Genomic DNA, 12,033 nt, shown 5'->3' on the forward strand with positions numbered 1-12,033 from the left:
CCGTGACCGATCGACGGATCCACGAGGTTGCCGGCCAGCGACCGGCACTACCGCAGGCATTTACATCCAGCCCGGCACCACGAACACCAGCCACGCCAGCAGCGGGCCGAATGCCACCACGAGGCCGCTGTAGACCAGGAAGCGGCGGAACAGCGTTTCGCGTTCTTCCTTCGCGGCCGAGGCCACCACCAGTGCGCCGTTGGTCGAGAACGGACTGACATCGACGATGGTGGAGGACACCGCCAGCGCGCAGATCACGCCTGCGGCACTGAGATGGCCCTGCATCAGGAATGGCACGGCCAGCGGAATGGTGGCACCCAGTACCGCCGCCGACGAGGCGAATGCGGAGACGATGCCGCCCACGTAGCAGACCAGCAGCGCGCCCAGCAGCGGGATACCGATGCTGGAGACGCCGTGGCCGATGAAGTCCACGGCACCGGCATGTTCCAGCACGCCGATGTAGGTGACCACGCCGCAGATCAGCAGCACCGTGGACCAGCTGATGCCGTCCACCGCACCCTTCTGGCTCTGCGGCGACAGCAGGGCCAGCACCACCGCAACCGTGATCGAGACCAGGCCGACGTTGAGGTTGTAGATCAGCGCGGCCACACCCAGGCCGAGCAGGCCGATCAGGGTGAACAAGCGCTCGCGGGTCAGGCCCACCGCATCCAGTGCCACCGGATCGTTGGACAGGGTGCCACCACCGGCTGCGACCAGCGCACCGTGGCCTTCGATGGCGAACTGCCGCGACGAAGCCTGCGGGCCGCCGGCCATCGCCAGCTCCGCGTTGCCCACCGTGCCCGCCGCAGTGATCGAACCGCGACGCAGCAGCGCGATGCCTCCGAAGGCGAAGAAGCAGATCGTGGCCATCATGAAGTTGAAGCCGAGGCTGGTCAGGAACACCGCCATTTCGGTGACTTCCAGCCCGGCCTTCTGCACCACGCCATTGGTGATGCTGCCGTACACGCTGATCGGCGAGAAGCCACCCGCCTGCGCGCCATGGATCACCAGCAGGCCCATCATCAACGGATTGATGTTGTACTGCTTGGCAAAGCGCAGCGCGACCGGGCCGATGATCGCAACCGCGGCCGGGCCCAGCGCGCCGAAGGCGGTCAGCACGGCGGTGATCACGAACATCACCCACGGGATGGCCACGATATGGCCGCGTACCGCTTTCACCGCCCAGTGCACCAGCAGGTCGATGGTGCCGTTCTTCTGCGCGATCGCGAACAGGTAGGTGATGCCGACCAGGGTCAGGAACAGGTCGCCCGGGAAGCCGGCGAGAACCTCCTTGCCCCCCATGTCGACCCAGAGCCCGCCGACGATGAAGGCCAGTGCGAAGGCAACGGCGCCCATGTTGATCGGCATCGCGGTGGCGACGATGAACATGATCACCAGACCGATGATCGTTGCAATTTGTGGAGTCATGCGCCCTCCCAGACACCTGATTCGCGTGTTGCACGGATGGAAGCCCGCCATCCCGGGGTATGGCCTGTTACGTACTGCGCGTTACGTACTGCTCAAACCCGTTACTGCAGCCGCTGCAGCGCGCTGCGGACCCACGCCGCCGCGCCGTCCAGGCTCTGGAATTCCTCGATCGCGCGTACCTCGCAGCACCGATAGGCCGGCGCGATCATGCGTGCCAGTGCGTTGCCCGGGCCCAGCTGCAGGAACACCCGCGCGCCGCGCTCGAAGGCCTGGCGCATCACCTGTGCCCATTCGATGGTCTGTGCCAGCTGCGCGGACAGCGTGTGCACCACCGCTGCGGTGTCGCGCACCGGCCGTGCATCGATGCCGGCCAGCAACGGCAGGCGCGGCGCGTGCAACGTGGTGGCCTGCAGTGCGGCGGCAAACGGTGTGACCGCCGCCGACAGCAGTGGCGTATGCGCCGGCACATGTACCGGCAGCACGCGCACCTCGGCACCCTGTGCGTGCGCGGCAGCGGCCAGCGCACGCAGTGCCGGCAGCGTGCCGCCAACGATGAAATGATCTGTGCCGTTGGCGATCGCCACGTGCGTGCCGTGGATTTCGCACAGCGTCTGCACCGTCTGTCGATCCAGCCCCAGCATCGCCTGCATTCCGGCATCGACCGGACTGACGGCGTCCATGAATCGTGCACGCTGCGCCGACAGGGACAGGCAGGTGGTCACGTCTAAACTATCGGCGATGGCATGTGCCGCCAGTTCGCCGATGCTGTACCCGGCCACCACGATCGGGTCCGGCACGGCGCCGCGCAGGGCATGCCAGTGCGCGATGCTGGCGGCGCACAGCAGCGGCTGCGCCTGCGCGTTGTCGAAGCGGTCGTCGGCGGCCGCAGCCGCGAACACATCGCGCCCCAGCGCATCGCTCGCCGCATCCAGTACCGCGCGTGCAGCGGCCATGCCGCGCACATGGTCGAACATCGCCGGATGCTGCGCACCCTGTCCGGGGCAGAGCAGGGCCAGGCTCATGCGCCCTCCTGCTGCAGCAGGAACCAGGCGCAGGCCAGCAGATCGGCACTGCCACCCGGGCTGAGCCGACGCCTCACGAACGCATTTCCGATGGACTGCAGGCGCACGCGCCAGTCCGGCGCGAAGGCGCCACCGGCGGAAAGGAATGTGGCCGCTTGTTGTTGCGCCCAGCGCAGGCCCTCGCTACCGCCGCGATGCAGCAGGTTCAGATCGTCCACCTGTGCCACCAGCTGCATCAGCGTCTGGCACAACGCGGCGTCGCGCGGCAGGCCGCTGTCCAGCGCATGGCGCAGGGCAGGCAGGGCCAGCTCGCGCAGCACCGGGTAGCCGGCGGCAGCCTGTTCGCGTACGCCGCAGACCCCATGACGCGCACGTGCGCGCTGTCCCGGGCTGTGCGGGTCCAGCGGCGCAGCGATGAGTGCGTCTTTCCACTGCTGAACCGCCAGGCACACCTGCGCGCCCGGCACGGCATGGCCATGCACGCGCCTGCGCTCAGCAGCGGCGGCCACCAGCAGGCCAAGGCTGAAGATCGCACCGCGATGGGTGTTGATGCCGGCGGTGGCGGCCAGCATGGCCGCTTCAGCGGCAATACCGTGATCGCGCAGCACCGTGAAGGGGGCGCCGGCGGCACCGGCCCTGGCCACCGCCGTGAAGTAGTGGCGCAGGGCGAACAGACTGCGCAGGAAAGTGCCGGCATCCATGTCGTCATGGCTGCCGCTGTCGAACGGTGTGACCAGGCCCGGCTTCGGGGCGCACGCCAGTTCGGCGTGCAGGCTGGCAATGGCCAGCCGTCCCAGGCGTGCGCTGTCGACCACCGCGTCGCGTGCCAACAACGGCTTCGGGGCGGCGATCATGCGATCGCCTCGCGCGTGGCGAACAGTGCATCACGCGCTTCCAATGCGGCTCCATCAAGGCGTTTCACCAGCACCTGGCGACTGCGGCCGGCAAGTTCGCGCCAGTTCACCGCGCCACCATCGGGCAGGCACAGCTCGCCATCAAGGCGATGCGGATGGCGGGTCTGCCATGCCAGCAACTGCGCGATCAGCGCCTCGGCCTGCGCGGCATCGGTCACCTGCCACAGCAGGTCGATGTCCGAACGCTCATGTATATAGGGCAGGGCGGTCAGCCATTGCCAGGCGAAGGCGCCGAACACACGGGCCGGCGCCAGTGCCTGCAGGTCGTGGAGTGATTCCTGCCACGGCTGTGGAATACCTGCGTCGCCTGCTGCCAGCAGCTCGCTCAACGCCGGCGGAGCGCGCATGTGCGCGACGTCGCACAGCGGTACGCGCAACGACACGCGCTGCTTGCCTTCGGCCGGTGGCAACGGAACGCCCAATCGCAGGCGCGTATCGGCATCATCCGCGGCACGACGCGCCACCACTGCAGGGAAGCCCTGCGCGAACCAGGCGGCAAGACGCGGCTCGTGCGCGGGCAGGTCGGCCCGCCAATCGGCATCGGCCGACAGCCAGACCAGCGTGTGCCGGGCGGGCCGCTCAGGCATTGCCCTGGCTCACAGCAGTGGCTACCTGCGCAGCCAGCGTACGGCCACCCCGTTCGGCGCCGAGTGCAGCGCGATGGTCACCGTCGACGGCTGCACGCAGTGCTTCAAGCAGGTGATGCGCCAGATCGCCATCCCACAGCGATTGCACTGCGCCCATCGCCACGTAGTTCTCCACGCCCGGTGCGAACACCGGCGAGGTCAGGCTGAGCGCCTGCAGTTTTTCCAACGGCTGCTTGGTCACCCGTGCCATCGCGCGCAGATCCATCACCCGCACCTGCGCATCGGGCAGGGCATGGATGAGGTCGGCCATCAGCCCGAACGACAGGAAGCCGCCGCTGACCGATTCGCCGTAGACCAGCGTGACCAGGCGAGCGCCACGGCGGCGGGCCAGGTCCAGGGTCTGTGCGAGGTGGGCGAAGTAGCCGTTGATGCCCAGCAGTTCATCGCGGCGCGCCAGCCGCTGGCCGGCGGTATCGACCAGCATCACGATGGGGCGCTGCGGATGTGCAGCGGTGCTGGCCAGCACGGTGTCGGCCAGCACCAGCGCGTGGTCCACACCGACTTCGATCCTGTCGGTGGTGCCGATCACCGTCACCTCACCGTCGTCGGTGGTCGCTGTGCCGGTCAGTATCGAATCGTTCACCGCGATCGTATGGCCACGCGGGAACAGTGCGTCCAGCAGCGAATTCAATGGCAGGCTCATGGCAGGCTCCGCTGCGCAGTGGCGGCAAGAAAGGCATCGGTTTCCAGCAGCGCCAGGCGTTCCGGGTCGGCAATGCCCTGGCGTGCCCAGATCTGCAGGCCATCGTTGCAGTCGCCCCACGCCTGTACGCGCGCCTTCAGCGCGGCGTGGCGTGCCTGCAGCGCGGCCAGTGCCGCGTCGGGGTCGGCGCTGGCGGTGTCTGGCTGCAGCGCATCCGAGGCGGCCTCGGCGAACGCGCTGATCGCATCGGGCACCAGCACCTGGGCCTGGTCGATCAGGTAGCGGTGCTTGCCACCGGTCACCCGCCACACCAATGCGCGGTCGCGCGAATCGAATTCCTCCACGCCGCGCACGGTCTCGATCACTTCGGGGCCGGACAGCGACAGCCGTCCTTCCTCGGACATGATCACCGTACTGCAGCAGCGGGCGACGATGCCCATGCCACCGAAGGCGCCGTTGCCGCTGCCGATCAGCGCCACCACCGGTACCCCGGCGGCCCGCGCGCCGAGCGTGGCGCGCATGATTTCGGAAATGGCGATCAATCCCGCATTGGCTTCATGCAGGCGCACACCGCCGGTATCGAGCAGCAGCAGCACGCCATCGCGATGGGTGTCCGCTGCGCGGCGCAGCAGGCCGGTCAACTTGGCGCCATGCACCTCACCCACGCCGCCGCCCATGAATTCACCCTGCTGTGCGGCTACCAGCACGTGCTTGCCGTGCAGGCGTCCCTCACCGACGACGATGCCATCGTCGAAGGCGGCCGGCTGGTCCAGCTGCGCCAGATGCGGGCTGATGGCGCGCTGGGCCGGGCCGAGAAATTCGCGGAACGATCCTGCATCAAGCAGCCCGGCGATGCGCGCGCGGGCATCGGCTTCGTAATAGCTGGTGCGCTGTGCGAGCGTCATGGCTGGCCTCCGGCAAGCAGGGTCTCGACGGCCTGGTCCAGGCGCAGGCTGACCACCGCCGGTGTAGCGCCGGCATCGTTGATCGACACGCGTACATCGCGCAGGGGATGACGCTTGGCGAAGTCGGCGATCACCGCCTGCCATACCGTGCCGAAGCCACGTGCAGCGGTGATGATGCGCACGGTCATCGCACCGTCCAGGTCGGCCGGTTCCAGCAGGATTTCCAGGTTGCCCGAGGCCAGTACGCCCACCAGCACCGCATCGGTGGGGAAGCGCACGGGCGTCGTGCCGGCGAATCGATAGTCGAGGGTTTCCATGGCGTGGCCCTTACCAGTTGCGGAAGCGCTTGGGCGGCTCGTACAGACCGCCGGACCAGCGCACCAGGTCTTTCACCGAACGCGCGGCAAGAAGATCGCGGCTGGCATCGCGCACGTTGATGCCGAGATCGTCCGGGCGGCGGATCACTCCGCGGTCGCGCAGGTTTTCCACCATGGCGCGGTCCCGTCCCCTGCCCACGGCGGTATAGCCGGCCACGCCGCGGATCGCCTGCTCGCGCTCTTCCGGGCTGCGGCACAGCAGCAGGTTGGCGATGCCTTCCTCGGTCAGCACATGGCTGACGTCGTCGCCGTAGATCATCACCGGCGGCAGCGGCATGCTCGCGCGCTCGGCCAGGTCCCAGGCATCGAGGCGGTCGACGAAGGCCGGCGCCATGTGCTCGCGGAAGGTTTCCACCATCTGCACCACCAGTTTGCGCCCGCGTGGCATCTCGCCGGGCCGCGCGGCCTGCTGGCCCGCCTTGATCCAGGCGTCGCTGGCGTGGCGGCGGCCGCGTGCATCCGAACCCATGTTGGGTGCACCACCAAAGCCGGCGATGCGGTCGCGCGTTGCGGTGGAGCTGTTGCCCTGCAGGTCGATCTGCAGGGTGGAGCCGATGAACATGTCGCAGGCATACAGCCCTGCGGTCTGCGAAAACGCGCGGTTGGAGCGCATCGAACCATCGGCGCCGGTGAAGAACACATCCCCGCGCGCGGCGATGTACTTCTCCATGCCCAGTTCCGAACCAAACGAGTGCACGGATTTGACGAAACCCGATTCGATGGCTGGAATCAGCGCCGGGTGCGGGTTGAGCGCCCAGTGCTGGCAGATCTTTCCCTTCAGCCCCAGCGACTCGGCGTAGGTCGGCAGCAGCAGTTCGATTGCTGCTGTATCGAAACCGATGCCATGGTTGAGCCGGTTCACCCCGTACTCGGCGTAGATGCCCTTGATCGCCATCATCGCCATCAGCACCTGGATCTCGGAGATCTGTGCCGGATCGCGGGTGAACAGCGGTTCGATATGGTTCGGGCGCGGCGCCTGCACCACGAAGTTGACCCAGTCGGCAGGAATATCGACGCGGGGGAGGGTGTCGACGATCTCGTTGACCTGGGCGATGACGATGCCGCCACCGAATGCGGTGGCCTCCACGATCACCGGCGTGTCTTCGGTGTTGGGGCCGGTGTAGAGATTGCCGTGGCGGTCGGCAGCCTGCGCCGCGACCAGTGCCACACGCGGAGTGAGGTCGATGAAGTAGCGGCCGAACAGTTCCAGGTAGGTGTGGATGGCACCGATCTGGATGCGTCCTTCGGCCACCAGGTTGGCCAGCCGCACCGACTGCGGCCCGGAGAAGGAGAAGTCCAGCCTGGAGGCGATGCCGCGTTCGAACACATCCAGGTGCGAGGGCAGCGACAGCACCGACTGCACCATGTGCAGGTCATGCACCCGTGCCGGGTCGAGGTCGGCCAGCGTCTGGGCGAGGAAGTCGGCCTGCTTCTGGTTGTTGCCTTCCAGGCAGACCTTGTCGCCCGGCTCCAGCAGCGCGAGCAGCAGCTCGGCGACATCGCCAGCCGCCACCTCGTGGCCCCTGGCCCATGGCGCGGCGCGTTCCAGCCGCGCCTGGCGGCCCCGCTCCAGCGTGTCCCAACTCGGGTTCATCGACGGACTTCCGAATGGCGTTGGAATAATTACGCCATAATTACGGAGGGGTGTGCAACCCGCAGTGCAGCAAAGAAAAGGCCCGCGCGAAGGCGGGCCCATTCAGGTGGGCCACGACCGTGGGTCGTGGCGGAGCGTCAGAAGCGTGCCGACCAACGGTCGGCACCCACCCCCAACAGTGGGCACCCCCCAATGGTCGGCACCCACCGTTCCCGGGTTGCTCAGAACTTCCAGCGCAGGCTGGCCGCCACGAAGCGCGGTTCGCCGTAGTTGTTGTAGTCCAGGTTGGCCCAGTAGGTCTTGTCCAGCGCGTTGCGCACGCTCAGCGTCGCCGTCCAGTTGTCGCTGATGCGGTAGTTGGCGTTGAACTGCACCAGCGCATACGCCGGCTGGTTCACCGTCACCGTGGTGCCCACACCCACCGGGTAGGGGATGTTGTAGCCCTGCACCTTGCTCTGCCACTGCACGCCACCGCCGATGCTCAGGCGTTCCAGCGCGCCGCGCAGCTGCAGCTGGGTGTTGAGCTGCAGCAGGTTTTCGGCCGGATTGGCGTACAGCAGGTCGGTGGCCGCGCGGGTCACCTTGACGTGGGTATAGCCGGCATTGACCGTCCAGCCCGGCAGGATCTCGCCGTTGACGTCCACTTCCCAGCCGCGCGCCTTGGTGCCGTTGACGCCGATGTAGGCCGAGCTGCCGTCGCTCAACGAGCCTTCCGGCACGCTCATGTCACGCACCGCGTAGTTGTCCTGCTTGGCTTCGAACACCGCCGCGTTGGCGGTCAAACGGCCGTCGAACCACTGCGTCTTCAGGCCCGCTTCCAGGTTGGAGCCCTGCACCGGCGCCAGCAGGTTCTCGTTGCGGTCCTTGTAGTTCTGCGGGTTGAAGATCTCGGTGTAGCTGGCATAGGCCGCCACGTTCGGGGTGATGTCGTACACCAGGCCCACGTACGGGGTGATTTCATCGCTCACCTTGTACGCGCCGCTGGTGGCGGTGTAAGCGCCGGCCGCGTTGTAGGCGCGGGTCTGGGTCTGCCAGCGGCTCAGGCGTGCGCCGGCGATCAGCGCCAGCGGATCGGCCAGGCGCAGGCGGGTGGCCAGGTAGAAGCCGCTCTGCGTGGTCTTGGCCACGCGGCGTGCGCCGGTCAGGGTGTAGGTCACTTCGGAGATGTCGCCATCCCAGGTGTGCACGTTGGGAATGTAGTAGCAGCGCTCGCTGCCGCAACGAGCCCAGTCACGCGGATAGTTCAGCGCAAGGGTGTTGGTGGTGCCTTCCAGGTCGGCCCACTGCGCGCCCACGGTCACGTCGTGCTGCTGGCCCCACAGGTTGAAGGTGCCGGTCAGGTAGGCGTCGACGTTGCGGCGGGTGTCTTCCGAATCGCCGGCGGCGGTGCGCAGGTAGATGCCCGCGCCGGTCATCGGGTCGGGATTGCCGGTGCCGTACAGGCGCATGTTCTGCACGTTGCCACGCGTGTAGGCGGTGTTGATCTTCAGCAGCCAGTTGTCACCGAAGCGCTGCTCCAGGTTGGCGAACACCGTGCTGGTCTCGCGCTGCCAGTAGCTCCACTTCGGTGCCAGGTTGGTCGAGCGCGGCAGATGGGCGAAGTTGCCCTGGCTGTCGAAGAACGGCACGGTGCCCCAGGTTGAGCCCACCGGGTTGTTGTCCTGGGTCTGGTAGCCGACGGTCACCGTGGTGCTGTCGGTCACATCGCCTTCCAGCACGGCCATGCCGGCCATCTTGTTCTCTTTGTAGCGGTCGTAATAGAAATCGCGATCGGTGTAGGCGGCGACCACGCGGCTGCGGAAGCGGCCGTCGGCGGTCAGTGGTGCGGTCACGTCCGCTTCCATGCGGCGGTAGTCCCAGCTGCCGGCACTGACCGAGAACGAAGCGTCGAACTCCTTGCCCGGGCGCTTGCGCAGCAGGTTCACCGTGGCCGACGGCACACCCGCGCCGCTGAGCAGGCCGTTGGCGCCGCGGATCACTTCCACCCGGTCATAGAAGGCGGTGTCGTATTCCTGGTTGGTCGAGCCGCTGTAGGTGGGAATGCCATCCACCTGGAAATCGGTGATGGCAAAACCACGCGCGTAGTACAGCGGGCGCTGGGTGTCATAGAAGGACACGCTGACGCCGGTGACATTGCGCATCACGTCGTTGAGGCTGAACAACGATTCGTCCTGCAGGCGCTGCAGGCCGATCACCGTGGACGACTGCGGCGTTTCCTGCAGGGTGATCGGCAGGCGGGTGGTGCTCGATGGCGGCGCGGACTGCTCGGCGCGCACGCTCACCCGGTCCAGGGTCTTGGCATCGGAGGCGTCGGCAGCGACCTCGGCCAATGCCGACGGCGCAGCCAGGGTGAGGCAGGACAGCAGGGCAGCGGGCAGCAGCGCACGGCGGGGCAGGCGGCTGGGGAAAATCTGGGTCATGGCGGGCTCGAAGCGTAGAGGCGGGGGAAGGGGCGGCAACAGTCGTCCAGCACCCGGGGCGGCGGCTTCGGGCACGTCAGGTCCATCTGGGAGGGGCGCGGTCACTGCGCAGGACGCAAATGTAAATAATTCTTAACAACATTACAATTCGCGTCATTTCGCAGGGACTGTCAGGCGCGCAGCAAGCGTCAGGGTGGAATCGGATCCCGTTGCCGCAGGCATTGGGCCCTGACCCTGAGAGAAACTCCCGGAACGGGTCAGAGCCCTCCCGTGCGGGAGGGACCGCCCCGTCGCCGCCCGCAAACGCAGACGGCCACCCGAAGGTGGCCGTCCGCAGGCATCCGCCAAGCGCAGGCTTACAGCGCCTGCAGTTCCTCGTTGGCGTTGCGCTTTTCCTTGGCCGGCGCTGGCGCGGCCGTCGGTGCCAGTGCAGGCGTCGTACCTGCTTCCACCGGAACCTCCAGGTAGGGCAGGTGCAGGGTCTGGCTGGTCAACGTGCGGATCTCGTTGGTCAGCGCGGCACTTTCGTTGAGCTTGCGGCCGTAGGACGGAACGATCTCGCGCAGGCGGGCTTCCCAACCGGCCTTCATCTGTTCCGGGAAGGCCTTGGCCATCAGGTCCAGCATGATCGGCGGCGAGGTCGAAGCGCCCGGCGAGGCACCCAGCAGCGCAGCGAGGGTGTGGTCCTTGTCGGTCACGATCTCGGTACCGAACTGCAGCACCGCGCCCTTCAACGGATCACGCTTGATGATCTGCACGCGCTGGCCGGCGGTGACCAGCTTCCAGTCGCCCGGCTTGGCATTGGGGAAGTACTTGACCAGTTCGGCCTGGCGATCGGCATCGTTCAGGCGCGCCTGGCCCATCAGGTACTGCACCAGGTCCAGGTTGTCCTTGCCCACTTCCAGCATCGGGCCGACGTTGTTGTGGTTGACCGACGAATACAGGTCCCACCACGAGCCGTGCTTGAGGAACTTGGTGCTGTACAGCGCGAACGGCCCGAACAGGACCACCGGCTTGCCATCCAGCTTGCGCGCATCCAGGTGCGGCACCGACATCGGCGGCGAACCGGTCTCGGCCATGCCATAGGCCTTCACGCCATGGCGCGAGGTCACGTCCTGGCCCTGGAAGGCGAGGAACTGGCCGCCCACCGGGAAGCCGGCGTAGTCCTTCGATTCCGGGATGCCCGACATCTGCAGCAGCTTCAGCGCCGCGCCACCGGCACCGATGAACACGAAGCGGGCGTGGGTGGTCGATTCGGTGCCGGCCTTGAGATCCTTCACCGTCACGTTCCAGCTCTTGTCCGCGTTCTGCCGCAGTGCGCTGACCTCGTGGTTGAGGTGCAGGCCGAAGTTCGGGCTGTGCTGCAGGCCGGCGGTCAGCTGGCGGGTGATGACGCCGAAGTTGACGTCGGTGCCCAGCGGCATCCACGTTGCGGCAACCTTCTGCTTCGGGTCGCGGCCTTCCATCAGCAGCGGTGCCCACTGCTTGATCTGCGCCGGGTCCTCGGAGTACTGCATGCCGTAGAACAGCGGGTTCTTCACCAGCGCCTGCTGGCGCTTGTGCAGGTAGGCGATGTTGTCATCGCCCCAGACGAAGCTCATGTGCGGGGTCGGGTTGATGAAGTCGCTGGGCTGGCTCAGCCGCCCTTCCTTCACCTGGTGCGACCAGAACTGGCGCGAGACTTCGAACGATTCGGCGATGCCGACCGCGCGCTTGGTCTCGATGCTGCCATCGGGCAGTTCCGGGGTGTAGTTCAGTTCGGCGAATGCCGAGTGGCCGGTGCCGGCGTTGTTCCAGCCGTCCGAGCTTTCACCGGCGACGCCGTCGAGACGCTCGTAGACCTGGATGTTCCAGTCCGGCTGCAGTTCCTGCAGGTAGGTGGCCAGGGTGATGCTCATGATGCCGGCGCCGACCAGCACGACATCGACGGGCTTGTCGTTGTTCGCGGCGGGCACCGAGCGCTGGGTCAGCGGCCAGTACAGGAACAGCGCGGCCACCAGCAACAGCAGCACGAGCAGGGCGAGCAGGGCCTTGCCAAATTTCTTCATGGGGGCGGGATCGTTGGCGGGGAAGGGGGTCAGGA

General features: G+C 67.1%; 10 protein-coding genes. All 10 read right to left on the reverse strand.

Translation table 11 applies throughout. The annotated features are described in order from the left end of the window. Nucleotides 1-60: 60 nt before the first annotated feature. Nucleotides 61-1,428 carry an SLC13 family permease gene (locus M2299_RS04930; RefSeq protein WP_032975926.1) on the reverse strand — a complete coding sequence of 456 codons (1,368 nt, stop codon included), beginning with the start codon at nucleotides 1,426-1,428 and terminating at the stop codon, nucleotides 61-63. 101 nt (nucleotides 1,429-1,529) lie between these two features. Then, nucleotides 1,530-2,450, reverse strand: coding sequence for a malonate decarboxylase subunit epsilon (mdcH, locus tag M2299_RS04935; RefSeq protein WP_280883980.1), 921 nt, complete (start codon nucleotides 2,448-2,450; stop codon nucleotides 1,530-1,532). Then, on the reverse strand, nucleotides 2,447-3,304 hold the full coding sequence (gene mdcB, locus M2299_RS04940; RefSeq protein WP_280883981.1) for a triphosphoribosyl-dephospho-CoA synthase MdcB: 858 nt from the start codon (nucleotides 3,302-3,304) through the stop codon (nucleotides 2,447-2,449). The genes mdcH and mdcB overlap by 4 nt, the downstream gene beginning before the upstream one ends. Continuing rightward, entirely contained in the window at nucleotides 3,301-3,951 is a 651-nt protein-coding gene (gene mdcG / locus M2299_RS04945) for a malonate decarboxylase holo-[acyl-carrier-protein] synthase (protein WP_280883982.1), read from the reverse strand. Before mdcG ends, mdcB begins: the two co-directional genes overlap by 4 nt. After that, nucleotides 3,944-4,648, reverse strand: a complete 705-nt coding sequence (gene mdcE, locus M2299_RS04950; RefSeq protein WP_099844233.1) for a biotin-independent malonate decarboxylase subunit gamma — start codon at nucleotides 4,646-4,648, stop codon at nucleotides 3,944-3,946. The genes mdcG and mdcE overlap by 8 nt, the downstream gene beginning before the upstream one ends. A gap of 2 nt (nucleotides 4,649-4,650) precedes the next feature. Next, nucleotides 4,651-5,559, reverse strand: coding sequence for a biotin-independent malonate decarboxylase subunit beta (locus M2299_RS04955; protein WP_280883983.1), 909 nt, complete (start codon nucleotides 5,557-5,559; stop codon nucleotides 4,651-4,653). Further along, entirely contained in the window at nucleotides 5,556-5,876 is a 321-nt protein-coding gene (mdcC, locus tag M2299_RS04960; RefSeq protein ID WP_280883984.1) for a malonate decarboxylase acyl carrier protein, read from the reverse strand. Before mdcC ends, M2299_RS04955 begins: the two co-directional genes overlap by 4 nt. Before the next feature lie 10 nt (nucleotides 5,877-5,886). Beyond that, nucleotides 5,887-7,530, reverse strand: coding sequence for a malonate decarboxylase subunit alpha (gene mdcA / locus M2299_RS04965; RefSeq protein WP_280883985.1), 1,644 nt, complete (start codon nucleotides 7,528-7,530; stop codon nucleotides 5,887-5,889). A gap of 221 nt (nucleotides 7,531-7,751) precedes the next feature. Next, entirely contained in the window at nucleotides 7,752-9,950 is a 2,199-nt protein-coding gene (locus tag M2299_RS04970; RefSeq protein ID WP_099842104.1) for a TonB-dependent siderophore receptor, read from the reverse strand. A gap of 356 nt (nucleotides 9,951-10,306) precedes the next feature. After that, a complete protein-coding gene (gene mqo, locus M2299_RS04975; protein WP_025873893.1) occupies nucleotides 10,307-11,998 on the reverse strand; it encodes a malate dehydrogenase (quinone) in 1,692 nt (563 codons plus the stop codon). Nucleotides 11,999-12,033: the final 35 nt, after the last annotated feature.

Origin of the sequence: Stenotrophomonas sp. 1278 (assembly GCF_029892765.1) — a bacterium.
In the GTDB taxonomy this organism is placed as follows: domain Bacteria; phylum Pseudomonadota; class Gammaproteobacteria; order Xanthomonadales; family Xanthomonadaceae; genus Stenotrophomonas; species Stenotrophomonas indicatrix.